The 26,833-nt window shown below is 36.2% G+C and carries 30 protein-coding genes; 4 read left to right on the top strand and 26 right to left on the bottom strand.

The annotated features are described in order from the left end of the window. Window positions 1–59 precede the first annotated feature (59 nt). Window positions 60–1,169, top strand: a complete 1,110-nt coding sequence (gene ispG, locus ABH959_RS05365) for a flavodoxin-dependent (E)-4-hydroxy-3-methylbut-2-enyl-diphosphate synthase (protein WP_162208025.1) — start codon at window positions 60–62, stop codon at window positions 1,167–1,169. A gap of 85 nt (window positions 1,170–1,254) precedes the next feature. Here ispG and ABH959_RS05360 read toward each other — a convergent pair whose 3' ends face one another. The 4 genes from ABH959_RS05360 to ABH959_RS05345 form a co-directional block, all read right to left on the bottom strand. Next, window positions 1,255–1,668 carry a Fur family transcriptional regulator gene (locus ABH959_RS05360; RefSeq protein ID WP_002015164.1) on the bottom strand — a complete coding sequence of 138 codons (414 nt, stop codon included), beginning with the start codon at window positions 1,666–1,668 and terminating at the stop codon, window positions 1,255–1,257. Between the two features lie 13 nt (window positions 1,669–1,681). Beyond that, window positions 1,682–2,515 carry a metal ABC transporter permease gene (locus ABH959_RS05355; protein ID WP_002015165.1) on the bottom strand — a complete coding sequence of 278 codons (834 nt, stop codon included), beginning with the start codon at window positions 2,513–2,515 and terminating at the stop codon, window positions 1,682–1,684. Then, window positions 2,515–3,285 carry a metal ABC transporter ATP-binding protein gene (locus ABH959_RS05350; protein ID WP_002015167.1) on the bottom strand — a complete coding sequence of 257 codons (771 nt, stop codon included), beginning with the start codon at window positions 3,283–3,285 and terminating at the stop codon, window positions 2,515–2,517. Before ABH959_RS05350 ends, ABH959_RS05355 begins: the two co-directional genes overlap by 1 nt. Window positions 3,286–3,465: 180 nt before the next feature. After that, complete coding sequence (locus tag ABH959_RS05345; protein ID WP_002015168.1) at window positions 3,466–4,344, bottom strand: YitT family protein; 879 nt, start codon at window positions 4,342–4,344, stop codon at window positions 3,466–3,468. Between the two features lie 151 nt (window positions 4,345–4,495). Here ABH959_RS05345 and ABH959_RS05340 point away from each other — a divergent pair, with 151 nt between their 5' ends. Then, window positions 4,496–4,750, top strand: a complete 255-nt coding sequence (locus ABH959_RS05340) for a DUF2624 domain-containing protein (RefSeq protein WP_002088657.1) — start codon at window positions 4,496–4,498, stop codon at window positions 4,748–4,750. 19 nt (window positions 4,751–4,769) lie between these two features. Here the strand turns inward: ABH959_RS05340 and ABH959_RS05335 are convergent, their stop codons facing one another. Both ABH959_RS05335 and ABH959_RS05330 read right to left on the bottom strand, forming a co-directional pair. Beyond that, window positions 4,770–5,666, bottom strand: coding sequence for a deoxyribonuclease IV (locus ABH959_RS05335; protein ID WP_404492349.1), 897 nt, complete (start codon window positions 5,664–5,666; stop codon window positions 4,770–4,772). Between the two features lie 250 nt (window positions 5,667–5,916). Next, window positions 5,917–7,227, bottom strand: a complete 1,311-nt coding sequence (locus tag ABH959_RS05330) for a DEAD/DEAH box helicase (RefSeq protein ID WP_002015172.1) — start codon at window positions 7,225–7,227, stop codon at window positions 5,917–5,919. Window positions 7,228–7,406: 179 nt separating this feature from the next. Between ABH959_RS05330 and vrrA the strand changes: the two genes are divergently transcribed. Together vrrA and ABH959_RS05320 are read left to right on the top strand one after the other, a co-directional pair. Next, window positions 7,407–8,120: a VrrA/YqfQ family protein gene (vrrA, locus tag ABH959_RS05325; RefSeq protein ID WP_404492348.1), complete on the top strand. Its 714-nt coding sequence runs from the start codon at window positions 7,407–7,409 to the stop codon at window positions 8,118–8,120. A gap of 89 nt (window positions 8,121–8,209) precedes the next feature. Further along, entirely contained in the window at window positions 8,210–9,160 is a 951-nt protein-coding gene (locus ABH959_RS05320; RefSeq protein WP_002015175.1) for a 4-hydroxy-3-methylbut-2-enyl diphosphate reductase, read from the top strand. A gap of 40 nt (window positions 9,161–9,200) precedes the next feature. On the opposite strand, the gene ABH959_RS05315 is transcribed toward ABH959_RS05320, so the two are convergent. From ABH959_RS05315 to rpsU, 20 genes are all read right to left on the bottom strand, one after another. Then, entirely contained in the window at window positions 9,201–10,322 is a 1,122-nt protein-coding gene (locus ABH959_RS05315; protein WP_002129128.1) for a Nif3-like dinuclear metal center hexameric protein, read from the bottom strand. Next, window positions 10,319–11,026, bottom strand: coding sequence for a tRNA (adenine(22)-N(1))-methyltransferase (locus ABH959_RS05310; protein ID WP_002015177.1), 708 nt, complete (start codon window positions 11,024–11,026; stop codon window positions 10,319–10,321). Before ABH959_RS05310 ends, ABH959_RS05315 begins: the two co-directional genes overlap by 4 nt. A gap of 167 nt (window positions 11,027–11,193) precedes the next feature. Then, window positions 11,194–11,550: a cytochrome c550 gene (gene cccA / locus ABH959_RS05305; RefSeq protein ID WP_002015178.1), complete on the bottom strand. Its 357-nt coding sequence runs from the start codon at window positions 11,548–11,550 to the stop codon at window positions 11,194–11,196. Between the two features lie 385 nt (window positions 11,551–11,935). Then, window positions 11,936–13,063: an RNA polymerase sigma factor RpoD gene (gene rpoD, locus ABH959_RS05300; protein WP_000764062.1), complete on the bottom strand. Its 1,128-nt coding sequence runs from the start codon at window positions 13,061–13,063 to the stop codon at window positions 11,936–11,938. Between the two features lie 59 nt (window positions 13,064–13,122). After that, entirely contained in the window at window positions 13,123–14,925 is a 1,803-nt protein-coding gene (gene dnaG / locus ABH959_RS05295) for a DNA primase (protein WP_002015179.1), read from the bottom strand. An 81-nt stretch (window positions 14,926–15,006) separates the two neighbouring features. Beyond that, entirely contained in the window at window positions 15,007–15,150 is a 144-nt protein-coding gene (locus tag ABH959_RS05290) for a hypothetical protein (RefSeq protein WP_162836445.1), read from the bottom strand. A 664-nt stretch (window positions 15,151–15,814) separates the two neighbouring features. Then, window positions 15,815–16,627: a pyruvate, water dikinase regulatory protein gene (locus ABH959_RS05285; RefSeq protein WP_113935593.1), complete on the bottom strand. Its 813-nt coding sequence runs from the start codon at window positions 16,625–16,627 to the stop codon at window positions 15,815–15,817. A gap of 29 nt (window positions 16,628–16,656) precedes the next feature. Next, complete coding sequence (gene ccpN / locus ABH959_RS05280) at window positions 16,657–17,289, bottom strand: transcriptional regulator CcpN (RefSeq protein WP_002015181.1); 633 nt, start codon at window positions 17,287–17,289, stop codon at window positions 16,657–16,659. Between the two features lie 106 nt (window positions 17,290–17,395). Continuing rightward, on the bottom strand, window positions 17,396–18,142 hold the full coding sequence (gene recO, locus ABH959_RS05275; RefSeq protein WP_002129136.1) for a DNA repair protein RecO: 747 nt from the start codon (window positions 18,140–18,142) through the stop codon (window positions 17,396–17,398). Between the two features lie 33 nt (window positions 18,143–18,175). After that, window positions 18,176–18,319, bottom strand: a complete 144-nt coding sequence (locus tag ABH959_RS05270; protein WP_000883924.1) for a YqzL family protein — start codon at window positions 18,317–18,319, stop codon at window positions 18,176–18,178. Between the two features lie 176 nt (window positions 18,320–18,495). After that, a complete protein-coding gene (gene era, locus ABH959_RS05265) occupies window positions 18,496–19,401 on the bottom strand; it encodes a GTPase Era (protein ID WP_002088672.1) in 906 nt (301 codons plus the stop codon). After that, entirely contained in the window at window positions 19,394–19,792 is a 399-nt protein-coding gene (locus ABH959_RS05260) for a cytidine deaminase (RefSeq protein WP_113935594.1), read from the bottom strand. Before ABH959_RS05260 ends, era begins: the two co-directional genes overlap by 8 nt. A gap of 99 nt (window positions 19,793–19,891) precedes the next feature. Beyond that, entirely contained in the window at window positions 19,892–20,245 is a 354-nt protein-coding gene (locus ABH959_RS05255; protein WP_113935595.1) for a diacylglycerol kinase family protein, read from the bottom strand. Continuing rightward, on the bottom strand, window positions 20,242–20,712 hold the full coding sequence (ybeY, locus tag ABH959_RS05250) for an rRNA maturation RNase YbeY (RefSeq protein ID WP_404492347.1): 471 nt from the start codon (window positions 20,710–20,712) through the stop codon (window positions 20,242–20,244). The genes ABH959_RS05255 and ybeY overlap by 4 nt, the downstream gene beginning before the upstream one ends. Further along, window positions 20,709–22,853: an HD family phosphohydrolase gene (locus ABH959_RS05245; protein ID WP_002015188.1), complete on the bottom strand. Its 2,145-nt coding sequence runs from the start codon at window positions 22,851–22,853 to the stop codon at window positions 20,709–20,711. The genes ybeY and ABH959_RS05245 overlap by 4 nt, the downstream gene beginning before the upstream one ends. A 196-nt stretch (window positions 22,854–23,049) precedes the next feature. Beyond that, window positions 23,050–24,009 (bottom strand): PhoH family protein, encoded by a 960-nt coding sequence (locus ABH959_RS05240; RefSeq protein ID WP_404492346.1) that lies wholly within the window; start codon window positions 24,007–24,009, stop codon window positions 23,050–23,052. Between the two features lie 3 nt (window positions 24,010–24,012). Next, entirely contained in the window at window positions 24,013–25,212 is a 1,200-nt protein-coding gene (gene yqfD / locus ABH959_RS05235) for a sporulation protein YqfD (RefSeq protein ID WP_002015190.1), read from the bottom strand. A 249-nt stretch (window positions 25,213–25,461) separates the two neighbouring features. Continuing rightward, a complete protein-coding gene (gene yqfC / locus ABH959_RS05230) occupies window positions 25,462–25,755 on the bottom strand; it encodes a sporulation protein YqfC (protein ID WP_002067170.1) in 294 nt (97 codons plus the stop codon). 107 nt (window positions 25,756–25,862) lie between these two features. Further along, window positions 25,863–26,306 carry a GatB/YqeY domain-containing protein gene (locus ABH959_RS05225; RefSeq protein ID WP_000054578.1) on the bottom strand — a complete coding sequence of 148 codons (444 nt, stop codon included), beginning with the start codon at window positions 26,304–26,306 and terminating at the stop codon, window positions 25,863–25,865. 15 nt (window positions 26,307–26,321) lie between these two features. Beyond that, window positions 26,322–26,495 (bottom strand): 30S ribosomal protein S21, encoded by a 174-nt coding sequence (gene rpsU / locus ABH959_RS05220; RefSeq protein WP_000048061.1) that lies wholly within the window; start codon window positions 26,493–26,495, stop codon window positions 26,322–26,324. Between the last annotated feature and the right edge of the window lie 338 nt (window positions 26,496–26,833).

The following is a 26,833-nucleotide window of genomic DNA, read 5'->3' as shown; positions in this document are numbered from 1 at the left end:
TGTAAGGGACTAAAATAAGAAACTTCTTTTATAAGGAGAGCGATCAATTCGTGAATGAAATGACTCAACGCACAAAAACACGTCCAGTTAAAGTCGGTAATTTAACAATTGGCGGTAACAATGAATTAATTATACAAAGTATGACGACAACAAAAACGCATGATGTTGAGGCTACAGTTGCTGAAATTAAACGTTTAGAAGAAGCTGGCTGTCAAGTTGTTCGTGTTGCTGTTCCAGACGAACGCGCAGCAAATGCTATTGCTGATATTAAAAAACAAATCAACATTCCACTTGTTGCTGATATTCATTTTGATTACCGCCTTGCTTTAAAAGCAATCGAAGGCGGCATTGATAAAGTACGTATCAATCCAGGTAACATTGGACGTCGCCATAAAGTAGAAGCTGTTGTAAATGCAGCGAAAGAGCGTGGCATTCCAATCCGTATCGGTGTAAATGCCGGCTCATTAGAACGTCATATTTTAGAAAAGTATGGATATCCAACTGCTGATGGTATGGTCGAGAGCGCACTGCACCATATTAAAATTTTAGAGGACTTAGATTTCCACGATATTATCGTATCAATGAAAGCCTCTGATGTTAACTTAGCAATTGAAGCATACGAAAAAGCTGCTCGCGCTTTTGATTATCCATTACATTTAGGTATTACAGAATCAGGAACATTGTTTGCTGGGACTGTAAAAAGCGCCGCCGGTCTTGGAGCAATTTTAAGTAAAGGCATCGGAAATACACTTCGTATCTCTTTAAGCGCTGATCCAGTTGAAGAAGTAAAAGTTGCACGTGAACTATTAAAATCATTCGGTCTTGCATCTAATGCCGCAACACTTATTTCTTGTCCAACTTGTGGTCGTATTGAAATCGACCTAATTAGCATTGCTAATGAAGTCGAAGAATACATCTCCACACTTAAAGTTCCAATTAAGGTTGCAGTACTCGGCTGTGCCGTAAACGGTCCTGGTGAAGCTCGTGAAGCTGACATCGGTATTGCCGGTGCACGCGGAGAAGGTTTATTATTCCGTAAAGGGCAAGTCGTTCGTAAAGTACCAGAAGAAACAATGGTAGAAGAACTGAAAAAAGAAATTGATGTAATCGCTGCTGAAATGGCTGCCGAACGAGAAAAAGAAAAAGAAAAAGAAAAACAAGAACAATAAAAAGAAGGTTGCCACAATTTTTGTGAGCAACCTTCTTTTTACATTCAAATTAAAAACTCGTCAGTTATATAACTGACGAGCCCTCTCATTTTGCACATTTTGGGCAACGACCATATATTTCAAACTTATGCCCCGTTACCTCATAACCTTTAAAATCTTTATTCATAAAATCCATTGGGCAGGAATTAATCTCTTTTGTACCACCACAATCTAAACAAATGAAATGATGATGATGTTCCATAATGGAGCATGTAAAACGGAAATGCTTTTCACCATTTAATTCCGTTTGCTCTAAAACACCGACTTCAGCAAAAACCGTTAAGTTACGATAAATCGTATCAAAACTAAGTCCTGGATAATCACCCTTCATATGCTCTAAAACATCTTTCGCAGTTAAATAACGATTATGAGCTGCGAATAACCTCAGCATTTCTTCCCTTTTCCCTGTATGTTTGTATCCCTTTTCCTTCATTAGGCGTAAAGCTTCTGTTAGATTCATACCTATCCCTACTTTATGCAGTTTTTTTCTTTTTCCATAAAATTGCACCAATTAAAATAAGAACCGCTATCATAACAATTGTACCACCTGGAGCTAAATCAAGTTGATACGAAGCAAACATTCCACCAATTACTGCAATTTCACCAAATAAAATGGAAAAGAAAATTGTTTGTTTAAATCCTTTTGCAATACGAATACTTGCTGCAACTGGTAACGTCATTAAAGATGATACGAGAAGAACACCTACAACACGCATTGATACCGCAATTACAAGAGCAACTAATATAATGAAGATAAAGTGAATCCACTTTGCACTTAAACCGGTTGATACAGCGTATTCCTCATCAAATGATAGTAAAAACAACTCTTTGTATAATAAAACAATCGTCGCAATAACAACAATTGCTACTATACCAATAATAATTAAATCCGCACTTGTTACAGCACTTACACTACCAAATAAATAACTAAATAAATCCGTATTGAATCCATTAGCAAGTGAGATGAAGATAACTCCAATCCCCATCCCTGCTGAAAGTATAATCGGGATTGCTAACTCTTGATAATGTTTATATACAGTACGTAATTTTTCAATTAGCAATGCTCCACCGATTGAAAAAAACATCCCCATATATAAAGGGTTTAAAAACCCACCGGTAAAGATTGTCTTTTCAAGTAATAAACTTGCTGCAATTCCTGATAACGTCACATGACTTAATGCATCCGCAATAAGCGACATGCGGCGAATTACAACGAACACGCCGATAAGTGGTGCGACAAGCCCTATTAAAATACCAGCGTATAAGGAATTACGTAAAAAATCATATTGTAAAAAATCCTGTATCATTATATCCTCCCGTGATGCCCATGTTCATGTTCTAAGCGATGAACATGATGTCCATATAAAATCGACATTTCTGCATCTTCTAACTCTCGGAATTTCTCTACATTCCCATGGAAATGTAAATGCTGATTCAAACATGCAACATGCGTCACCTTCTCTGTTACAGCACCCATATCGTGCGTAACAAGAATTAACGTAATTCCCAATCTTTTGTTTAAATCCTCTAGTATCTCATAAAAACTTGCCACATTCTTCACATCAATCCCAACAGTAGGCTCGTCCAAAATAAGCAATTCCGGATCACTTACAAGTGCACGAGCAATAAATACACGCTGTTGTTGTCCGCCAGAAAGTTCTCCAATGTTGCGACCTCGAAACTCGCTCATACCTACATCAGCAATCGCTTTTTCTACTTTCGCATTATCGTCTTTCGTAAAAAAGCGAAAAAGCCCTTTTTTCGAAACGAGCCCCATTGAAACAACCTCGAAAACAGTTGCCGGGAAACCTGAGTTAAAGCTACTTGCCTTTTGGGATACATAACCAACTTTATTCCACTCTTTAAATTTCTTACTATCAATGCCAAACAATCTAATACTTCCTTGCTTTGGTTTTAAAACACCCAATAAGCATTTAAGTAAAGTCGATTTCCCTGAACCATTCGGTCCAACTAAACCTAAAAAAGCTCCCTTCGGAACTTGCAAATTAATATCTTCTAACACGTTGCGATCTTCATACCGAAACGTTAATCCTTCTATTTCCAATATATTATTCATAGCATCTCACCTATTTTAATTCAGAATGATTCCGATTTATCTCTATTTGAATTATAGTACAGCTTATTATAGTTGTAAACCAATCTGCCTAAAATATATTCTTTATTTCAAGAAACCTTATTATTATAACAAAAAGCAGAGAAGAATTCTCTGCTTTCAAAAGATATTACAATTAACTTTTTAGTGAATTGCTGATTTAAACTTACCACCATTTGTCTCTTGTGTATTCATAATCGTAACAAATGCGTTTTCATCAATTTCATGCACAATTGATTTTAACTTCGTCACTTCCAGACGTGTTACAACTGCATAAATAACTTCTTTTTCTTTATCTGTATAGCCACCTTTAGCAACAAGTTTTGTTGTTCCACGACCAAGGCGGTGTAAAATTGCATTTGATACTTCCTCATATTGATCCGATACTATTAAAACTGCTTTCGTTTCGTCTAATCCTTGAATTACCGTATCAATTGTTTTGAATGCGATATAGTACGTCATAACAGAATACATCGCTTGTTCAACACCAAAAACAAATGCTGCCCATGCAAAAATGAATAAGTTCACAAACATTACGAATTCACCAACAGAAAACGGTAATTTCTTCGTTAATAGAATTCCCATAATCTCGGTCCCGTCTAACGATCCACCATGACGAATAACAAGTCCTACACCAATCCCTAAAATAAGACCGCCGAAAACTGTTGCTAAAATCGGCTCTGTTGTAAATGGCGGGATAGCATGCAACGTTGATTCAATAAATGCTAAAGCTACAATTCCAAATGCTGAAGATAACATGAATGTTTTTCCAATTTGCTTATACCCGGAGTACATAAAAGGAATGTTGAGGATAACAACTAAAGTAGAAAAGCTTAACCACCAAATATTAGGAGTAAGATAATCTAATATAAGAGAAATACCAATAATTCCACCATCAATAATTTTATTTGGCATTAAAAACAGTTCAATCGCTACCGCCGCACACGCTGCCCCAAAGACAATCATAACTAAACGATATACAAGATGAATAACACTTTCTTTTCGATGTTGCTTTTTTTCCATAAGTCCTCCTTATACTCTTTATCTATAGTTTTGTTCTTATATTATAACATAAGCTTCTTTTCCCCATTGAAAAAATGCACCTTGATACGAATATGTACAAGCTATGCGTACATATATTTCGATAGAAGAACGTGTGAAGGAGGACAACACGATGAACCTCATTAAACAAATTGTGAACAAAAAATTAAATCATATTTCTACAAAAGAACTATTGAAATATAGTAAAGAATACGAAGTTCCAATCACAACTGCACAAGCTGATAAAATCGTTTTACTTATGAAAGGGAAAAACATTAACATTTACGATAATACCGAACGACTAGATTTGTTAAAACAAATCGCTAAAGTAACTACTCCTGCCACTGCCCAACAAGTAAATATTTTATTTCAGCAGCTATTAAAATAAGGAGGGGAAAATCCCCTCCTTATTGCGCTTTAATTTTTTCAAGAATTCCTTCATCAAAAGTACCATTTTTCAGCATTTCGATTTCTAATTTATATGGTGGCTTCTTATCTTTTTTATCTTCACCTACATACGGCGTTTCAAGAATTTTTGGTACGTGCGTAAGTTGTGGGTGATGCACAATGTGATGCAATGCCTTATAGCCAATATGACCAAAACCAATATTTTCATGACGGTCTTTTCCAGCTCCGCGTACATTTTTGCTATCGTTAATATGAAGTACTTGTAAACGATTTATCCCAACAATTTTATCAAATTCGTTTAACACACCGTCAAAATCATTTACAAGGTCATAACCTGCATCATGCGTATGACACGTATCAAAACATACAGATAGTTTTTCATTATATTTCACACCATCAATAATTTTCGCAATTTCTTCAAAGCTACGACCGCATTCCGTTCCCTTTCCTGCCATCGTTTCTAACGCAATGTTAACCGTCTGCTCTGGCGTTAATACTTCATTAAGCCCTTTAATAATTTGTTGAATACCAGCATCCGCTCCTGCACCAACGTGCGCACCTGGGTGAAGAACGATTTGTTTCACTACACCTAATGCCGATGTTCTTTCAATTTCCATGCGAAGGAAGTCTACACCTAATTGGAATGTTTCTGGCTTCGTCGTATTCCCAAGATTAATAATGTATGGCGCATGTACGATAATTTCTTCAATACCGTTTAGTTCCATATGTTTTCTTCCTGCTTCTATGTTCAATTCTTCAATTGGTTTTCTTCGTGTATTTTGCGGTGCACCTGTATAAATCATAAACGTCGTTGCACCGTATGAAACAGCCTCTTCACTTGCTGCTAATAACATTTTCTTACCACTCATAGAAACATGAGATCCAATCTTTAACATACAATCACCTCTTCAATATACAATAGATATAATGATAGCATAATTTGTAGAAATATGTAGCGAATTGTTTGTTCACACAAAAGGCACTACATAAATTAAACAGACTATTCAAACAATCTGAACTCTATACTTAAATTAACCCAATAAAGCGAAACTTTAGTCAACGTTTTTTCTACCCCTCACTAATTATTAGTCTGCATTACTCGACTTTCTCTCAAGTAGTGAGATAAAAAAAAATAAGGGAAATCCCTTATCTTTTTTTATTGCTATATTTTTTCTTCACTTTGTCACGTTCTGTTGCAAGTTTTCGTTTATAGTTTGGTTTTACTTTTTTCGGCTTTTTAACAACTTTTGTTGCCATAACATCTAGTCCATCACTTGGTTTTTTACGGCTCTTACGACGACGACGGTCACCTAAATCCGCCCATTCATCTCCGCGTAAATCCACATGCTTAAACTCGATATGACGTTGTTTTTCCAAACTATCTAACGCTTCTTCATTTGCTGGATCATAAATCGTCACTGCAATACCTGAATGACCCGCACGTGCAGTTCTTCCAACACGGTGAACGAAGAAATCTAAATCTGGTGGAAGTTCATAGTTAATAACATGGCTAATTCCTTCAATATCAATACCGCGTGCCGCCAAATCTGTTGCGACAATGTATTGGAACTCTAAATCACGAACTTGTTTCATCATTTTTCTACGATCACGTGGTGATAAATCACCGTGTATACGCCCTACTTTTAATCCACGTTCTGCTAATCCATCGGCTACTTCGTCAGCCTTCTTCTTTGTGTTTGTAAAGACAATTGCTAAATATGGTTTAAATTGAAGTAGCATATTTTTCACTAATTCAGTTTTATTACGGTGTCTTGAAGGCACAAGGTAATGATCAATATTTCCTGCTGCAACTTGCTTCGGATTAATATGAATATGTTCTGGATTCTCCATATATTTCTTCAAAAATGGTTTTAATTTTTGAGGAATTGTTGCAGAGAAAACTAACATTTGCAGATTTTTAGGCATACGTGCCGCAATTTTATCTACATCTTGAATGAATCCCATATCAAGCATTAAGTCCGCTTCATCGACAATAATAGTATCCGCTTTATAAACAAATAGCGCCTTTTCTTCTACTAAATCTTTAATACGTCCTGGCGTTCCAACTACAATATGAGGTTGTTTTTTCAACTTTTCAATTGATCGTTGTTTATCAGTTCCACCAATTAAACAGCGTGCTGTAATCATTTGATCTTCTGCACAGAACTTTGTTAGTTTTACAATTTCTTCGTAAATTTGTTGTGCTAACTCACGAGTAGGCGCTGTAATAACAAGTTGTACCTCTTCACGACTTGCATCAATTCTGTTTAATGTAGGAAGTAAGTATGCATGTGTTTTCCCAGAACCAGTTTGGGATTGTCCAATTATACTCACACCTTTTTTCACGACCGGGAAAATTTTCTTTTGAATTCCTGTTGGCTCTGTAAAGCGTAGTTCACGAACTGCATCTATTAAAAATGGTTTAAAATCATACTGTGTAAAAGTTTGTAGTGTCATAAGTTACACCTTCTTTCTAAAATTTCTACTGCGCACAAATCAGTCAAGTCTACATTATATCGAAATCTACAAGTAAAATCCATCTTTAGTTTAGGTTTTTATCTCAAAAACTAACCTTCTTTCCTTCCATTGCATATTGTATGTGTATATACCTAACTGAAGAAAGGAGGATTTCCCACATGTTTCCGAAATCCCCTATAAGACAAATGTATCCGAATCGAGGACAACAATCTTACACACCATATCCGATTCCACAACTACCACCGATGGCTCAAAAAAAGAAAGGTTTCCTTGCTAAACTCTTTAAAAAACACGATCCAACCGAACCTTTCATGCAAATGGTCCCTCCTTATCGACAAATGGAAGGGCCACCGATGATGCACCAACAACCGCCGCCCCAATATCAACAGCAACAGCCATACCAACAACAATATACACAACAATATCAGCCATACCTGCAGCAATATCCAGAGCAGATGATACCACCTCAAATGTATGAATCAAATGATACACGTGGTGCTGCGTCAGCTACAACTGCAGCGGCATCTAGCAGCGGCATCGGTAGTTTTTTTTCAAATTTAATTTCGAACCCAACTAATATGATAAATAATATCGAAAAAGTATCTCAAGTCGTGCAATCTGTCGGTCCTGTTGTCGAACAGTACGGTTCCATTATGCGTAGTCTACCAAGCATTGTTAAAATCCTCACCTCTGGAAAAAGTACGGAAGAAAATCAAACTGAAGATGCAACAGAACAGGTTGAGGTAGCAACTCCACCCCCTCCACCTCCAAAAAGGAAACGAAAAAAAATAGTGCTTGAACCGGTAATAGAAAAAGAGGTTCCGAAAGAACCCGTTCAACAATCAGCAACAACACCAAAACTATATGTGTAACAATCCTTTGTTTTCTATCCACTCCTCCTTTATAATGTAATGGACTATGCACAAAAGTATCCCTTGTTTAGAAGGAGAGGATTACTCACATGAAGATTGTTAAAATTTCCCCTCGTGGTTATTGCTATGGTGTTGTTGACGCAATGGTTATTGCACGTAACGCCGCATTAGATAAATCATTACCGAGACCCATTTATATTTTAGGTATGATTGTTCACAATAAGCATGTCACAGATGCTTTCGAAGAGGATGGCATCATTACATTAGACGGTCCAAGTCGATTAGAAATTTTAGATAAAATCGATTCTGGTACTGTTATTTTCACTGCACACGGTGTTTCTCCAGAAGTTAAACAACGTGCAAAAGAAAAAGGTTTAACGACAATTGATGCAACTTGTCCAGATGTTACAAAAACACATGACCTTATCGAAGCAAAGAAAGCTGAAGGATACCATGTCATTTATATCGGCAAAAAAAATCATCCAGAACCAGAAGGCGCAGTTGGTATCGCACCTGATATCGTTCATCTTATCGAAAAAGCTGATGATTTAAAAACACTAGAAATTCCAACTGATAAAATTTTAGTTACGAATCAAACAACAATGAGTCAATGGGATGTTCAACATTTAATGGAGGACATTCAGAAAAAATTCCCAACAGCAGAATTCCACAAGGAAATTTGTTTAGCAACTCAAGTTCGCCAAGAAGCTGTCGCTAAACAAGCTGATGTTGCAGATTTAACAATTGTTGTCGGTGATCCGAAAAGTAACAACTCAAACCGTTTAGCACAAGTATCACAAGAAATCGCTGGTACGACAGCATACCGCGTTGCAGACGTAAGTGAAATCCAATTAGAATGGCTACAAGGTGTAGAAAACGTAGCTGTTACAGCAGGTGCTTCTACTCCAACGCCAATTACAAAAGAAGTTATTGCTTTCTTAGATCAATATGACCCAATGAATCCAGCTACATGGGACAGAATTCGAAAAGTACCACTTCAAAAGATACTACCTCGTGTAAAAGTGAAAAAAGAACAATAATAAAAACCGTTGCCTACATGAGCAACGGTTTTTATTTTTCTTATACAAATGTGAATGGATCTGTATGTAACTGCGAAGCGTGAATGTGTACATTGAATTTCTTCACATCTACTTTTTCTTGCAATTGTTTTTGTACACCTTGCTTCATTACTTTTTCAACGTTATGTCCTGGATCGACTATATTTAAACCAATCATCATCGCATCGTGAGCAACATGATAATACATATCACCTGTTACATATACATCTGCTCCTTTAAATTTCGCTTGGTTTATATATTTATTACCGTCACCACCAAGTACAGCTACTTTACGCACCTTATCATCTAACTTTCCAACAACTCTTGCACCCTTTACATGTAATGATTGTTTCACATGTAAAGCAAACTGCTCAAGCGTCATTTCTTCTTGTAAATACCCTATTTTACCAAGACCTAATGTTTCACCTTTATTATCAAGCGGATATACATCATATGCCACTTCTTCATATGGATGGGCTGCCAACATCGCTTTAATAACTTTTCTTTGTAATGAAGCTGGAATAATCGTTTCGACACGTATCTCTTCCACACGTTCTAACTGCCCAGTTTCTCCGATATAAGGATTTGTACCTTCTTGAGGGATAAAAGTACCTACCCCTTCGCTACCGAACGTACAGTGGCTATAATTACCGATATGACCTGCATCCGCATCTCCAAGAGCTTTGCGCACTTCTTCTGCATGGGTTACTGGAACAAATACAACAATTTTTTTCATTTCTTCTGCATATGTAGGAGCTAATACTTCTGTATTTTGTAACCCTAACGCATCAGCAAGTAAATCATTTACCCCGCCCTTAGCAATATCTACATTTGTATGTGCGGCATAAACCGCAATATCATTTTTAATACACGTTTCAATAATTCTTCCGTACGCCTTATCTGTATGAATCGCTTTTAATGGATTAAAGATTAAAGGGTGATGCGCTATAATGATATTTGCTCCTAATTGGATTGCCTCGTCCACAACTTCCTCAGTTACATCTAATGCGATTAATACGTGCTGCACAGGTTTATTAAGCGCTCCAATCTGTAAGCCAATCTTATCCCCTTCCATCGCTAAATGCTTCGGATACATACCTTCAAACAAAGAAATAATTTCATGACCATTCGGAATTTTACTCATGATAAAACCTCTCCTATCATTTTCATTTTCGCTTCTACTTCTGCACGCTTCGCTTTCTTCTCTTCAGACTCTGCTGCACGCTCTAACTGTTTTAAAATATTTTGGAAGTTTTTCAATTCCCCTTCCCACTTTTCAACAAAAGCTTCACTTTTTTCTTTTATTAGAAATGGACCCATAAACAATTCAGTTTGTTTATTTTCAGAGTAAGGTACTGCTGTATCTCCTCGTTCTCCGACTAAAATCTCGTAAATCTTTCCGTCTTCTATTACAATTTTCTCACGGATAAGCTCCCATCCATTTTCAATAAACCATTCACGGATATGGTGTGCTGCAATATTCGGCTGTAAGATTAAACGTGTTACACCTTCTAATTTTTCTTTACCACTTTCTAAAATGTCACGAATTAACGCTCCACCCATACCAGCAATCGTAATAACATCTACTTCTCCTGGCACTATAACAGCTAATCCATTCCCTTTACGAACGTCTACTTTATCTTGCAAGCCACTTTCAGCTACAGTTGCTTGTGCAGAGCGAAACGGTCCATCTACAACCTCTCCTGCAACTGCTTTCGTAGCAATATTATTTATAATTGTATAACACGGTAAATACGCATGATCCGATCCAATATCAGCTACTGTAGAGCCTACCGGAATCTCCCTCACAACTTCTTCTAATCGTTTCGAAAGCTTTACTTCATTCATGTATTTCCATTACTCCTTCTCTTCTCAGTCTGTCTCCATGATAATGAATTTATAGTAGTTGTTGCAAGTCCATAACAACACTTCAATTCTCTATTACTAATCGTATTTTAGAAAGTATAGAAAAACAAGCCTTTTGCACAAAAGCAAAAGGCTTGTAATACGAAACTTTATTTTTTCTTCGATAACCAATCAGCTACTTTCGTTGCTTGATCAGCTGGAATTAAATTAGCTGGCATATTTCCTTTTCCTTTTGAAAGAACTTCTTTAATTTCATCTTTCGAAAGTTTCCCACCAATTTTTTGTAAATTAGGTCCCACTGCCCCTTGTAACTGATCACCGTGACAGCTCGTACAGCTTTGCTTTACAATATCCTCTGGCTTTGATGCTGTTTGTGCTGGTTTCCCACCATTTTTTGCATCAGCTAACTCTTTAGATTTATTTAGCCCCTGAAATGAAAATACAAACATAACGATAATACCTAATGCTGCAATAAGAGCGAACGGAATCAATGGATTACGTTTCATATCTCTTCTCCCCCCTCTATACCGCTAAATAGTTAGATGATTCAGTCATTTATATTGTACTTGAAAACGCCCTATCAGAAAAGAGCAAACTACTACTTGTTAAAAATATTCCGTAAATTCATTTTATTGATTTTCACTATTATATCGCATATTATTTCGATAATTACTAACGTTTCTCATCATATTTTTTACTTTTCTACATATTATTTTGTATATAATAAACAAAATAAATCGAAAAATCGAAAAATGAGCATTTGCAAATCAAAAGACAATTCTGTAAAATAAATTACAAGAAATTGTAATCGTTGCCGATAGCTAAATTTTAACAAAAATTAACAAAATAAAAAAGTTTACTTCACAAAAGTGAAGTAAACTTAAAGGTAGCCTATTCTAAGAAATCCTTAAGACGCTTACTACGGCTTGGATGTCTTAATTTGCGAAGTGCTTTCGCTTCAATTTGACGAATACGTTCTCTCGTTACGCCGAATACTTTCCCAACTTCTTCAAGCGTACGAGTTCGTCCATCATCTAAACCAAAACGAAGACGCAGAACATTTTCTTCACGATCTGTTAGTGTATCTAACACATCTTCTAATTGTTCTTTTAGCAATTCATACGCTGCATGGTCCGCAGGCGATGTTGCTTCTTGGTCTTCGATAAAGTCACCTAAATGGGAGTCGTCTTCTTCACCAATTGGTGTTTCAAGAGAAACTGGCTCCTGTGCAATCTTTAAGATTTCGCGTACTTTTTCTGGAGCAAGATCCATTTCTTCACCAATCTCTTCAGGAGATGGTTCGCGTCCTAAATCTTGTAATAATTGACGTTGTACACGGATTAACTTATTAATTGTTTCAACCATATGAACTGGAATACGAATTGTTCGCGCTTGGTCTGCAATCGCACGTGTAATAGCTTGGCGAATCCACCAAGTTGCATACGTACTAAATTTAAAACCTTTACGGTAGTCGAACTTTTCAACTGCCTTAATTAGACCCATATTTCCTTCTTGGATTAAGTCTAAGAAAAGCATACCACGGCCCACGTAGCGCTTTGCAATACTTACTACAAGACGTAAGTTTGCTTCCGCAAGACGGCGTTTTGCTTCTTCATCGCCTTCTTCAATACGTGTCGCAAGTCGAATTTCTTCTTCAGCAGATAGTAAGTCTACACGACCAATTTCCTTTAAGTACATACGAACAGGGTCATTGATTTTCACACCTGGCGGCACACTTAAATCATTAAGGTCAAATTCTTCTTCCGTTTTTGTAATTTGACGATTATTAGGACCTTCGTCGTTGTCATTGTCACCAACTAAGTCAATCCCTTGTTCACCTAAATATTCATAGTATTCATCCATTTGATCGGATTCAATTTCAAATCCATTCATGCGTTCTGCAATCTCTTCATATGTAAGAACGCCACGTTTTTTTCCGAGCTCAGTGAGTTGTTCTTTCACTTGCTCAAGGGTCATTTCAGTTTCAATTTGTTTAGAACGAGCTGGTTTATCAGCCATCTGTTCCCCTCCTTACGCGAGATACAAACATTCATTATACTAAAACTTTATCGAAAAAGCTATTTTCTTGCTTTTTGACTTTGTAAATATGCCACATAATATTTAGCAGCCTCTACAGGATCTGTTTTTTCCATTTGTTTTACTTTAAAGATAATTTCCATCTTTTCAAGTTTTTCTTTATGGCGTCTTAGCGCCTCCAAATGACCTTGTAACGCTTCTTCTGTGTACTCTGGATTAATAAATTCATCCGTCGAAATATCAGTAATAATATTTTTCAACTTTTCATCAGAGAGCCAACTTAAAAATGTTCCGACTGAAGGTTCATTTCCCTTTTCATAATATGCGTATAGTTCATATAAAATCCCTTTATGTTCTTCTGTATAAAAATCTTCTATATGAGGTTCCATACGCACTGTCACTTCTGCACTTTGCAACATATGGTAAATAATTTCTCTTTCTGCCCTTTCAAAACCTGTTAATTTCGGTTTCGTTTGAACAATTTGAGATGGCTTAGAAACCTGCTTTATTTGTTTTTGCTGTACCTTTTGTTCTTTGCGATATTGGTGCAATTGATTCAAAAGTGTTTCCATTGAATACGAAAATTCTTGCGATAATGATTTTAAATATGATTCCGCCTGCATCGCATCCTGTAGCAATGATAACTCTTTTAAAACACTTTTTACATATTCTTCTTTGCCAGACTCATCTTGCAAATTTTTCCCTAAACGCAAATAATTTATTTTGAAACCAACAAAACTTATACTTGATTTCACAAGATTTTCAAAAGCGGTTGTCCCATATTGTTGCACATATTCATCAGGGTCAAGCTTATCTGGCAAGGATGTAACTTTTACTTGGCAACCAACTTGCAATAGTAATTGCCCTGCTTTCATCGTCGCTTCTCGCCCTGCTTTATCACCATCATAGCAAAGAACAACAGTTTCAACGTTACGTCGCAGAAGTTTCGCTTGTTCTTCAGTTAAAGCTGTTCCCATTGTCGCAACAGCTTCTTCCACACCACTTTTCACCGCGGCTAGTACATCGGCATAACCTTCAAAAAGGACAACCTGCCCACGTTTTCTAATAAACGGCCTTGCTTGGTGGAAATTATACAACAGCTTACTTTTGTAAAAAATCGGTGTTTCAGGACTATTCAAATATTTCGGAGTGTCATCTCCTAATGCCCTTCCACTAAACGCTATCACCTTACCTTGTAAAGTATAAATCGGAAACATAACTCTTCCGCGGAAGCGGTCATAATGACTGCCATCCTTCTCACTTCTTACAAGAAGGCCAGCCTGTTCCATACTAGATAGCGACAAACCTCTTTTTTGTAAAATTTTCGTCGCTGCATCCCAAGCTTGTGATGCATAACCAATTTCAAATTTCTCAATCATCTCTTTTGTAATACCACGTTTTAATAAATATGAAAGTGCTTCATTTCCTTCTTCTGTATTTACTAATAAATGATGATAATACTTTTTCAAAAGTTCATGAGCCTGTTGCATGATGACAGTGTCATCAGATATGTCTTCTTGTTGTTGTTGTCCTTGCCCTGATGTATATTCTGCAACTGCAATTCCATTTCTTTCGCCAAGCTTTTGAACAGCCTCTGTGAAAGCAAGTCCTTCCATTTTCATAAGAAAAGAAAATACATTTCCACCTTCTCCACATCCGAAACAATGAAAAATTTGCTTATCAGATGAAACAGAGAATGAAGGAGAATTCTCACCATGAAATGGACAAAGGCCGAAATAGTTACGCCCCTGCTTTCTAAGTTGAACATACTCACCAATCACTTCTACAATATCGGATGATGTCCGAATCTGTTCAACAACTTCTTCAGGAATTCTGTTCCCCATAACTCCATCTCCGTGTCGTATTTTGTATTCGATATAAATTAAAAGATTCCTTTATAATTCGACAATATTTTTCTAAATTTGTTAGAAAGTACTGTCGATCACATTGTGTAAACGATTTTGGACCTTTCGTATAAGTCCCCAGTCTGCGTAAATTCGCAGATACATACTACTATATAAAATTGTATACATTTGCTCATCTGTTACAAATGTATCTCCTGGAGACAATACATATACTCCTTTTTCACAAGAAGACTAGCAAGAAGCACTATAGCCTGTATGATCATGAGATCTGTAGCTTTTGCATGTTAATAAATATAACAGTCAACTTCATCTTGCTCAGAATCTACATAGACCCAATTACCTTGCTGTTTTCTTGAACGATGAGCATAGGATACGACAAACAAAATTTCGACATAAAATTTTGTTCCAACTTGCACAATTGCATTCTTCACGGGATACGCATCTGCATCAAATAATATCTTATCTGATGTTTTGCATATTTCTGTATTCTACATCCCTTCTGTGAATCCTTCCATAATGTGCGTTTTCTTGTCTAGATTTTGTCGATTTAACGTAAATACATGTCTTTTTCGAAAATCCTATCCCTAGTTTATTCTGAAAAATTAAAGTCTAAACGTAAAATATAGGTTTTTATCACAATTTTTTATTATAATATATTTTCTTCAACTACGCTACATATCCCTTTAATTTTCATCTTACACTTAAAGATAACGAAATCGTTCCTTTAGCATAATTAAAAAACAGAAGAATATAAGTATAACCATTCCGCTATATTCTATTACTAAGCCGAAAGTTCATGCTCTACTTCGCATCTTCCTCTAACGCCTTCTCACGAGCGAAAAAAGCACATTCACCTTTGGTAAATGTGCTAAAACATTTTTTGGTTTTGCACTGCATTCACAATAATATTTGCTGTTTCTTCAATTGCCTTATTTGATACATCAATCACTTGACAATTTATTTTACTAATTACTTCCTCAAAATGATCAATTTCCTCTTGAATACGATTAATATTTGCATATGTTGCTCCATCACTTAATCCAAGTGATTTCAATCGTTCTTTTCGAATATGATTTAACTTATCTGGTATAATTTTCAAACCGAAACATTTCTCTTTTGCCACTCGATATAATTCCTCAGGCGGATCCACTTCCGGTACAAGTGGTACATTAGCAACTTTCAAACGTTTGTTATGCGCTAAATATTGTGAAAGTGGTGTTTTTGATGTACGTGAAATTCCAATCAACACGATATCAGCTTTTAAAATACCACGTGCATCTCTACCATCATCATACTTAACTGCAAATTCAATCGCTTCAATTTTTTTAAAGTACTCTTCATCTAATCTTCGAACGACACCTGGCTCATACCTTGGTACTTGCCCTGTAATTTCTTCAATTTGATCGATAAGAGGTCCGATAATATCGTATGCCTCTACTCCTTCTTTTGCCGCTTCTGTCAATAAATATTGACGCATATCAGGCTTTACTAACGTAAAACAAATAAGCGCTTGATTGCTCTTGGCAATCGAGATTACTTCTTTTAATGTCCCTGTATCTTCTACATACGGTACACGCCTAATATCAGGAGCGAATGGGAACTGTCCCATTGCCGCTCTAACAACCAAATCAGCAGTTTCTCCTACAGAGTCAGATACGACATATACGATTTTATTATCCATTACATTACCTCACTTTAAACAAATTACACTTATTCGTTATTTACTAAATTTACAAACGCACGTGTAATATTTGTTTTTGTAATTCGTCCAATCACTTCTAAACCTTGTTTCGTATCCTTCACAACCGGCATCGCATCAATCTGTCTTTCTATTAATTCCATCGCAATATCATATAAAGAATCCTCCCTGCGACACATCGCAATGTTTGGCATCCTTGTCATGATAATATTAACCGGAAGAGAGGTTAAATCCTGCTTTCCTAAGCTAGCTCGTAATAAATCTTTACGAGATACAACGCCAACTAATAAAGTAGCTTGATCTACAACAAATAATGTACCAACGTCCTCTAGAAACATAGTACAGATTGCATCGTATACTGATACATTTTTATCAATTACAGCCGGTCTAGATTGATAATCTTGCACTTTAATTTTCTTAACAGCTTCAGATAATAGCTGTCCCCCGGTTTTACCCGTATAAAAATAACCTACACGTGGACGCGCTTCTAAATAACCAGCCATCGTTAAAATTGCTAAGTCTGGTCTTAGCGTTGCACGTGTTAAACCCAATTGCCCAGCAATTGACTCCCCTGTAATAGGACCGTGATCTTTTACAATCTGAATGATATGCTCTTGCCGTTTATTCAGCTCTATGATAATCACCACCTTTAATGCACAACGAAAAAAGTTATACTATCTCTTAAATATTATATACTAAATATGCTATTCGAAAAAGAAAGTATGTAAAAAGGACCCTATACGGCCCTTTTTATATTTGAAACTTATCAAGTTGTTCCAAGAAACGCCTTGTTTTCAAATAAATCCCACAATATTCGTCATAATATGTATTCAATACTGTGCGCATTTGTTTTTTTGTACTATCCTTCACCGATACATTACCGAGCCGGTGTAAATCAAAGTGAAAAAAGAGACGTAATAATTTATGAACAGCCTCTCCCACCGGAATACGATACGGATCTTGCTCCGCATGACGCGAGCACAGAAAACCGCCTTCCCGGACAGAGAAGGCGACAAAATCTGTTTCTTGATGACAAATAGCACATGTATCAAAGTACGGGCGCATCCCTAATACCGGAAGCATTTTCGTTTGATAAATTAATGATAATACTTCTGGATCAACACCCTCACACATATAATGCAACGTTTGATATAACATTTCAAATAAATACGGATTATGCTTCTTATCTTCTGTTGCTTTATCGGTTAATTCAATAATAAATGATGCATAAGCAGTTAAAAATATATCCTCACGAATTTCTTTCATAGATGAAATAATCTCGCCTTGTTGCAAAGTTCCAAGTCCAGATCCCATTTGAATAAGAAAATGACCATGTGTCATAAGTTGCGAAATAGCTGCTAACCGACTCTTCGGCTTTTTCGCCCCTCTTGCCATTGCACTTACCTTACCAAATTCCCGTGAGTATATTGTAACAATCTTATTTGTTTCTCCGTAATCAGTCGTACGGATAACAATGCCCTCAACTTTTTGAAACATGTTCGTCACCATCCAAGGTTTGAACAAAACGGGTCAAGAAATTGGAGAGTCTAGATGCGCTAACTCCTCTTCATGTTGATCCATCTCATCGTTTACGTCTTTTTCCATTTCTTTCAAAAGCAAATACGTTTCAATGCTTCCTGTTTTGGAGAAAAACTTCCAGGTAAAATCTAGCATAAGAATCCACCTTTCTCAATAAGCGTAGCCTATAAACCAATTTCTTTTGTTGTTATTAAGTTGACCCATTTTGTTCATTTTCATGTGAGAAAAATTTTTCCTAATTTATCAAGGTTCATAAAAACCAATAATCAGCGGATGAACAAAACATCCACTGATCACAACTTTACTTCATATTAATACTCGTCTTCACGGAAACCAAGGTCACGAAGCTGTGACATCTTATTACGCCAATCTTTTTGCACTTTCACCCATACTTCTAAAAATACTTTAGAACCAAGAAGTGCTTCAATGTCAAAACGAGCTCTCTTACCGACTTCTTTTAACATCTTCCCTTGCTTACCTATAATAATTCCTTTTTGTGATGCACGTTCAACAACAATCGTTGCGTTTATATAAACCGCTCCGCCCTCACGCTTTTGAATTGCATCAATAACAACCGCTACAGAATGCGGTACTTCTTCACGTGTTAAATGTAATACTTTTTCACGAATAAGCTCTGAAATAATAAATCGCTCTGGATGATCCGTTACTTGATTATCCGGGTAATATTGCGGTCCTTCTGGTAAATACTTTTTAATTGCTCCGATTAACGCTTCAACGTTATTACCGTCCAATGCAGAAATTGGCACAATCTCCGCGAACTCATATAATTTACGATATTGATCAATCAACTCCAGCAATTGCTCTGGATGAAGTTGGTCAATTTTATTAATTACCAAAAATACCGGTTGTTTCGTTTCTTGTAATTTCTCAATAATAAATTCCTCACCACGACCATATCCTTCAGTTGCATTGACCATAAACAAAACAATATCAACTTCTTTTAATGTCGTTTGAGCCATCTTCACCATGAAATCGCCTAGTTTATGTTTAGGTTTATGTATTCCTGGTGTATCAATGAAAACTACTTGTGAATCATTTTCTGTATATACACCTTGAATTTTATTACGAGTTGTTTGTGGCTTATCGCTCATAATAGCAATTTTTTGGCCAATAATACGATTTAAAAATGTAGATTTCCCAACATTCGGTCTGCCAATAATAGAGACAAAACCTGATTTATAACCTTTTCTATTCATGTAAATCCTCCGCTAAAAATGCTCCTGGTAACAATTCTCCGACTGTTGTCTCTTGAACATCACCATGTAAGTTTGATAGGTATACTTTCGTATCCTGTTTACATAATTCTATCATAACTTGTCGACATGCTCCACAAGGAGGTACTGGACGCTTTGTATCCGCTACGACTGCAATAGCTACAAACTCGTTATCCCCTTCAGAAATCGCCTTAAATAACGCTGTTCTTTCTGCACAGTTACATAAACCATATGATGCATTTTCAACATTACATCCACGATATATTTTTCCATCCTGAGTTAGTAAAGCTGCACCTACTTGAAATTTAGAATATGGTACGTACGCTCGTTTACGCGCTTCGGTTGCTTCTTGAATTAATTGTTCGCTATTCATATTCCCGCATCCTTTCCGTTCATAGATGTGAATAGATACACTCTTTCATTAAAGGCCTTCACGGCGCTCCCAAAGCTTAATAAAAGCTTCGGAATGCAACTATACCATATACGGTAAAAAGATAATAGCACCAATTACAGCAGCTATAATTGCAAATAATAAAACTGCCCCTGCTGCAACATCCTTTGCAACTTTTGCAACCGGATGAATATCGACGGTTGCTAAGTCTACTGTTTTTTCAATAGCCGTATTCACCATCTCTAAACTCATTACAATCCCTATCACAATAAGTACGACAATCCATTCCATTGTTGTAATATGGAAATAAAAGCCGCAGCATATAACGATGACTGCGGCTAAATAATGAATTTTCATATTTCGTTCATGACGAAGACAAAAGTATATACCAGCTATAGCATATCCAAAACTATCTAAAAGTTTTCCTGTTTTCATCGTCCTAATCCAAAGGCCTCTAAAATTTCTTTTTGTCTTCCAAACATTTCTTTCTCATCTTCTTCTGTCATATGATCATAACCAAGCAAATGCAAAAAGCCATGTAGTGCTAAAAACCCAAGTTCTCGATCAAAAGAATGTCCATATTCTTCAGCTTGTTCTTTTGCTCTCGGAATAGAAATAATAAGATCTCCTAACATACGCGGCATCTCTGCACCGACAATTTCCATTTCGCCTTCTCCCATTTCTTCCATAGCAAAAGAAATAACGTCCGTAGGCTGATCCTTATCTCGGTAATCACGGTTTATTTCACGAATACGTTCATTATCTACAAATGTAACCGATAATTCTGCGCCTTCTTCTACGTTCTCCATTTGGGCTGCTTTCTCTACTAAACCTCGAATCAAACTTATATATTCGTCTTTCACTTCTTCTGTTTCATCAATAAAATCAATTAATAAACTCATTCTTTCTCCTTTTCTTCCGGCGGTTCCGGATATGTAATACGGGAATGGAAAATACCATTTAACGTTTCACATAACGTTTTTCCAACGATTTGTAGTTCCTTAAATGTCAAATCACATTCACTAAATTGACCATCTTGCAGGCGATCTTTAATAATACTTTGCACTAAATTATTAATCTGATCTGGTGTTGGATGGTTCATCGAACGTACCGCCGCTTCCACACTATCAGCAATACCAACGATCGCCGACTCTTTAGAAGTTGCTTTTGATCCTGGATAGCGGAACATTTCCTCCGTATATTTCTCTTTATCTTCTTTAATCGCATTATAATAAAAATATTTAAGTAACGTTGTACCATGATGCTGTCCAGCAATATCGATAATTTCTTGAGGTATATGGTGTTCTTCTAACATTCTCACCCCATCGGTTACATGAGCAATTATAATATCTTTGCTCGTTACAGGGTCTAATCTATCATGCGGGTTTTCAATACCCATTTGGTTTTCAATAAAAAACTGTGGTTGTACCGTTTTCCCTACATCATGATAATACGCCCCTACACGCGCTAATACTCCATTTGCTCCAACTGCTTCACAAGCAGCTTCTGAGAGATTAGCTACCATTACACTATGGTGATATGTACCTGGTGCTTCTAATAAAATTTTACGCAAAAGCGGGTGATTCGGACTTGAAAGTTCCATCAATTTCATACTCGATACAATCCCAAGACCACTTTCTAAATACGGTAAAATCCCCATAGCTAGAACAGAAGAGATAATACCCGAAACAGCAGCCATTAATAATTGCACCCCAATTTCAAGAGGCGAAAAATTCCCGTTACGTAATAATAGCAAAGCCGCTAATACGACTACATTTAATACAGAAACGAGTATACCAGCTTGTAAAATCATCGTACGACGATTTTTTTCTCTCAAGAAAATACTAACTGATAATGAACTTAATAAAACATAAATCCCCACACTATAATTCAGTGTACTCGTTACACCTTCATTAAACATAATACTTCCGCATACAGAAAAGATCATACTCGTTAAAAATACAAATCGATCACCAATCATTAATTTTACAAGTATTGTTCCCATTGCAACTGGAACAACATACGCGATTCCTGCATACTCAAGCTTTTGAAACAAACTAATGATTTTCATTAAAACAATCGTGATAGACAAAATTGTAATATACGCTAAGACATACGGCCTATCTTCTCTTTTCCGCTGTAAAAACACTTCAAACTGCTTATGCATAAAGTACAATAGCACACCAATGAGTACCGCTAACCCAACATAGGGTTGAAAACTGTTCCCTTTTTCTAACAGGCCAACTAATTTCAACTGATTGTACATATCACTTGAAATCGTTTCACCTTCTCTAACAAGGACTTGCCCTTGAAGAATATAAACAGGTGGAACTAAATCTTCTTCCGCTTTTCTCTTCTCTTTTGTTAAGGTCGGATCATAAAAATAGTTTGCAGAAATCGCATATTTCCCTAACGCCTTAATAGATTCCTTTAAACCATTATCAACATTAACACTATTCATCTCACTTACATATCGTTCCTTCGCATCCTTCAATTCATCCATTTTAACATGCTCAGTCATGATACTATTAATAGCTGTAACTGTTGCATCTTTCGCTAATACTAATTGGTTCGAATCCGCATTAATTAAGTTCAGTAAGTTTGAATCAGATAATTCTTTCGTTAAATCAGTAGGCAATTTTTTTTTCAACTTGTCCACTTTTTCAGCATCAGTAATCTTTTTTTGCTCATCCGGTCCAACCGCTTTAATCTCTTGTATCACTTCATCTACTTTAGCAAAGACGTCATTCACAATATCCACTTTATTTTGTTTATACTCACTTTTATATGTATATTGATCTTCAACTTTTGTAGCGGCTTCTTTTTTCTTTTTGTCCGTTGTAACTTTATCTTCAATTTTAATAGGAGAATGGATTGTTTTTTTCGCAATAGAATATGTTGTAACATCTAATTGCTCTGGTTTTACATTATTCATAAGTGCAAAAAACAGCACTGCCCCTAATAAAACGTAAGAAATCCAACTTAGTTTTTTCGAATGTTGTAAATTACGAAACCACTTAGAAATTTCTTGAGATCTTGACATGATTTCAATACCTTCTCCTCTCCAGAAATAAAGTGAAACTATTTATAGCTTTCATTTCTTCTAGGTAACGATACTTTTTGGACAACATTTTTATCCACTCTCACCTATAGTTTATTTCCCTCGTCTTTAATGATAGTAAAAAATATGTCATTCGCCAACCTTATCATACAAAAAGAAATGATCCTGACAAATAGGATCATTCCATTTTATCATATGCCTCAATAATACGTTGCACTAACGGGTGTCTCACAACGTCCGTTTGTTCCAATGTAATGAACGAAAGACCTGATACAGCAGATAAAATATTAGCAGCAATAGAAAGACCTGACTTTACCCCTTTTGGCAAGTCTACCTGTGAGGGATCCCCCGTAATAACCATTTTAGAACTAAAACCTAATCGTGTTAAAAACATTTTTATTTGAACACCAGTTGTATTTTGCGCCTCATCTAATATAACAAATGAATCATCAAGAGTACGCCCTCTCATATAAGCAAGAGGTGCAATTTCAATTACACCACGTTCCATCATACGTTGTGTATATTCTTGTCCAAGAATATCATGTAACGCATCATATAGTGGACGTAAATACGGATCTACTTTTTCTTTCAAATCACCTGGTAAAAACCCTAAGCTCTCTCCAGCTTCTACAGCAGGTCTTGTTAAAATAATTTTCTTTACATACCCTTGCTTTAAAGCTCTCACAGCCATTACTACGGCTAAGTATGTTTTTCCTGTCCCAGCAGGTCCTATCCCAAATACAATATCATTCTTTTTCATTGCATGAATATATCGTCTTTGCCCCATCGTTTTCACACGAATGGATTTACCTTTTGCCGTTTTAAAAATTTCCTCTTCATATAATTCTTCGAATTGAGCAATTTTCCCTTGTTGCCCAAGCTGAATCGCATACGCAACATCTCTTTCCGAAATTGATACACCTTTACGGATAACAACAAGTAACTGTTGTAAGATTTTTTCTACGAGCACCACAGTTTCATCTGCCCCAGATACACGAACAGATTCTCCTCTAGTCACAATCGATACACTAAGTTCTCGTTCAATTACTTTTAAATGAGCATCATTTACCCCAAAAAGAGCGATTGCTTCGTTGGGGTTTTCCAATTGTTGGTTCATTTCTACTAATTGTTCTGCCATTACTCAGTCTCCTTGAATATCGGATTCAGATATTGGTTGTGGCTCTGCAATATTTTCAATCACTGTATAATGTAATGTGACCTTTAGGTGATCCGCCTCAACCTCTTTACTCAAAATGTTATCACTTACAATCATAGCATGTTCATCCAATTTTTTCTTCAGTTCTTTTTCTGCCATCTCTTTCGCTACTTTCATTGCTTGTTTTTCGGTATATTCTCGGTTCGCTTCTTCCTCTTCTCGTACAATATCTTTCTCGTATGCAATTGGTAATGTAAATCCAAATAATTTCACATCATGTTTTACACTTTCAGTACGAGAGCGCTTATACTTATCCTGTAGAAATCCCCATATTTTTATTTTAGTACTCCCAAATTTAAGGAAATATTCATTGTATGAATTACCAGTATACACTTGAAATTGTGTCTTTAACGGAACATCCACCTCAGATTTATACCACGTTTCTCCATATACAATCCCTTTAGCCGAAACAACTGTCGGATTCTCCTCATTACCATACATCCCGGATACGAGAAGTTGCCCCTTTTCTACATGGTCATTTTTCATGACAACCGGCTTCCCAACTTCCACAAATGTTTTTGTAATAATCCCTTCTTTTTTTGCTACTAAGTTTTGTGGCTGTTGTTCACTTTCTTTTTTCGGCTCATTTTTTTCAACAATCTTAAAATGATATGTTGTCCCTCTTATTTCTAATCCCGCCCAAGTAATCGCATTAATATTGTCTGTCAAATGACGTTGAACATCTTCTACACTCGGCATTTGGAATTGTAATTTACCTTTTTTTATACCCATTTTGTCCAATTCTTTCATCAATATATATTCTGTTTCAGGTTTTGCTCCTGTAATTTCAATTTTCCACACCATATTTGACAATGCGATCATTCCGAAAAAAAATATTAAAAACCCAATTAAAAATCCACTATTTTTAATTACACGCTTATTCCAAAAAGGAAAACCGTAACGTCCAATAAAATATAATTTACATTCATTTTTTCTATAAATTGGTTTTATCTTTTTCACATCTCGTAATAACATACAAAAAACTAACGTTTCATCAGCTATCTTCTTTACATCCCAAACGAGTAATTTCTTCCGCACACACTCGTTAACAAAGCGTTCCGCTCCTCTACCTTCAATTCGCACCTTTACATACCCAAGCCATTTTATAAACCATTTATTTTTCATCGACTATCTCCACTACCTTTCTAAAAGTAGATACACTACTTTTCAATTCGATTATCAAACTAGCTCGTACTAAAATTTTAATTAGCAGATTCCTTGATCCTCACTAATTATTAACCTTCACGAGCCAGTTTTTTACGTGGAACTCAATTCCCACCTATCCTCTTTGTACGAACCGAATATTGAGGCCAGAACGTTACTGCCTGTTAATACAAGGTAACGAAGAAAAACTTCACAAACGGAAGTTTCTCCTCACTCCTCTTTCTTTTCATTTTCTAAAAACGTCACTTGTTCAATAATCCCTTCAAGCAACAGTTCTTCTGGAAGGATTGTTTTAATAACAAAGGATTGACCTTTAATTAATAATTGACCATGTTTCAATAGCAATCTTACCTCTTTATCTGAGAACACTAATAATCCTCGATGATTTTCTATATAGATATGTACTTGCCCAACAAGCGTGATCCGAGGTAGATCCATTAACACATCCACTGGCAGGTCTATTTGCTTCGTTAACCAATTCTTCATTTGTTCTATTTTTTTCATCTCAAAAGACCCCCTCTCATCCCATATGTATGAAAAAAGAGCTTGTAATATCACGTCCAAACTGAAAAAAGCATAAAAAAACGTCTCATACGAAATGAGACGCTTTTTTATGCTAATAGCTGGATAACCAGCTTATTCACAAGTGATCCGTCTGTTTTACCTTTTACTTTCGGCATAACAGCAGTCATCACTTTACCCATATCTGCTTTAGATGTAGCACCAACTTCAGAAATAACTTGCTTAATTATATCCGCTAGTTCTTCTTCTGTTAATTGCTCCGGCAAATATGCGCTTAAAATCTGAATTTCACTTTGCAGTTTATCAACAAGGTCTTCACGACCAGCTTTTTTAAATTCAAGGAGGGAGTCCTTATACTGTTTTACTTCACGAGCTAAAACTGTTAATTCCTCTTCTTCAGTAAGAGTATGTTGCAGTTTAATACCTTCATTTTGTAAAGCAGCCTTAACCATACGAATAACGGTTAATTTTTCTTTTTGTTTATTCTTCATCGCTTGTTTCATATCATCGTTTAAACGACCGAGAAGACTCATAACTTACACCCTCTCTTAGAACTTACGCTTTCTTGCCGCTTCAGATTTCTTCTTACGTTTTACACTTGGCTTTTCATAAAACTCGCGCTTTCTTGCTTCAGCAAGTGTACCAGTTTTAGAAACCGATCTTTTAAAACGGCGAAGTGCATCCTCCAAAGACTCGTTTTTACGAACGACTGTTTTTGACATTCTCTTTCCCTCCCTCCGAAACATCACACTTACATACTAATTTCAGCATGCAAAAAGAAACCCTTCTTCAGCATGTCTTTTACGATTATAATACATTTTATCACTTCAGGTCAACTATTTGGCAGAATAAAAGAAGAATAGATGCCCTTACCTGTTCAAAAGCTATGTAGATAGCTATTATCCTTTTCCCCTGAAGACAACTATATTTTTTATCATTACACCTTTTTTAATACAAGAAAGCATTAAATAACTACTCATTCAACGTACCTGCCTTTTCAGTACTTAACTTCTCCACAAAAAAAAGAAAGCATGCAAATCGTTTCCGTTTGCATGCTTTT

Origin of the sequence: Bacillus sp. RC51 (assembly GCF_044908115.1) — a bacterium.
GTDB lineage: Bacteria > Bacillota > Bacilli > Bacillales > Bacillaceae_G > Bacillus_A > Bacillus_A mycoides.
Note: the sequence above shows the minus strand (reverse complement) of the source record. Positions and strands in the feature narration are given on the sequence as shown.

Coding starts and splice junctions, on each gene's coding strand:
- ABH959_RS05245 (WP_002015188.1), bottom strand. CDS start 22,853: ATGTCAAGATCTCAAGAAATTTCTAAGTGGTTTCGTAATTTACAACAT.
- yqfD (WP_002015190.1), bottom strand. CDS start 25,212: ATGAAAAATAAATGGTTTATAAAATGGCTTGGGTATGTAAAGGTGCGA.
- cccA (WP_002015178.1), bottom strand. CDS start 11,550: ATGAAACGTAATCCATTGATTCCGTTCGCTCTTATTGCAGCATTAGGT.
- ABH959_RS05315 (WP_002129128.1), bottom strand. CDS start 10,322: ATGAGTAAAATTCCGAATGGTCATGAAATTATTTCTTTGTTTGAAGGT.
- ABH959_RS05350 (WP_002015167.1), bottom strand. CDS start 3,285: ATGAATAATATATTGGAAATAGAAGGATTAACGTTTCGGTATGAAGAT.
- recO (WP_002129136.1), bottom strand. CDS start 18,142: ATGTTTCAAAAAGTTGAGGGCATTGTTATCCGTACGACTGATTACGGA.
- ABH959_RS05285 (WP_113935593.1), bottom strand. CDS start 16,627: ATGGATAATAAAATCGTATATGTCGTATCTGACTCTGTAGGAGAAACT.
- ABH959_RS05330 (WP_002015172.1), bottom strand. CDS start 7,227: ATGACACTACAAACTTTTACACAGTATGATTTTAAACCATTTTTAATA.
- ABH959_RS05260 (WP_113935594.1), bottom strand. CDS start 19,792: ATGAATAGCGAACAATTAATTCAAGAAGCAACCGAAGCGCGTAAACGA.
- ispG (WP_162208025.1), top strand. CDS start 60: ATGACTCAACGCACAAAAACACGTCCAGTTAAAGTCGGTAATTTAACA.
- ybeY (WP_404492347.1), bottom strand. CDS start 20,712: ATGAGTTTATTAATTGATTTTATTGATGAAACAGAAGAAGTGAAAGAC.
- ABH959_RS05335 (WP_404492349.1), bottom strand. CDS start 5,666: ATGTTAAAGATTGGATCTCATGTTTCTATGAGTGGTAAGAAAATGTTA.
- ABH959_RS05240 (WP_404492346.1), bottom strand. CDS start 24,009: ATGGCAGAACAATTAGTAGAAATGAACCAACAATTGGAAAACCCCAAC.
- ABH959_RS05320 (WP_002015175.1), top strand. CDS start 8,210: ATGAAGATTGTTAAAATTTCCCCTCGTGGTTATTGCTATGGTGTTGTT.
- ABH959_RS05225 (WP_000054578.1), bottom strand. CDS start 26,306: ATGAGTCTTCTCGGTCGTTTAAACGATGATATGAAACAAGCGATGAAG.
- ABH959_RS05355 (WP_002015165.1), bottom strand. CDS start 2,515: ATGATACAGGATTTTTTACAATATGATTTTTTACGTAATTCCTTATAC.
- ABH959_RS05310 (WP_002015177.1), bottom strand. CDS start 11,026: ATGAATGAAGTAAAGCTTTCGAAACGATTAGAAGAAGTTGTGAGGGAG.
- yqfC (WP_002067170.1), bottom strand. CDS start 25,755: ATGAAAAAAATAGAACAAATGAAGAATTGGTTAACGAAGCAAATAGAC.
- ABH959_RS05345 (WP_002015168.1), bottom strand. CDS start 4,344: ATGGAAAAAAAGCAACATCGAAAAGAAAGTGTTATTCATCTTGTATAT.
- ABH959_RS05360 (WP_002015164.1), bottom strand. CDS start 1,668: ATGAATCTAACAGAAGCTTTACGCCTAATGAAGGAAAAGGGATACAAA.
- era (WP_002088672.1), bottom strand. CDS start 19,401: ATGAATAGAAAAGGTTATAAATCAGGTTTTGTCTCTATTATTGGCAGA.
- dnaG (WP_002015179.1), bottom strand. CDS start 14,925: ATGGGGAACAGAATTCCTGAAGAAGTTGTTGAACAGATTCGGACATCA.
- ABH959_RS05340 (WP_002088657.1), top strand. CDS start 4,496: ATGAACCTCATTAAACAAATTGTGAACAAAAAATTAAATCATATTTCT.
- vrrA (WP_404492348.1), top strand. CDS start 7,407: ATGTTTCCGAAATCCCCTATAAGACAAATGTATCCGAATCGAGGACAA.
- ABH959_RS05255 (WP_113935595.1), bottom strand. CDS start 20,245: ATGAAAACAGGAAAACTTTTAGATAGTTTTGGATATGCTATAGCTGGT.
- rpsU (WP_000048061.1), bottom strand. CDS start 26,495: ATGTCAAAAACAGTCGTTCGTAAAAACGAGTCTTTGGAGGATGCACTT.
- rpoD (WP_000764062.1), bottom strand. CDS start 13,063: ATGGCTGATAAACCAGCTCGTTCTAAACAAATTGAAACTGAAATGACC.
- ABH959_RS05270 (WP_000883924.1), bottom strand. CDS start 18,319: ATGCTAGATTTTACCTGGAAGTTTTTCTCCAAAACAGGAAGCATTGAA.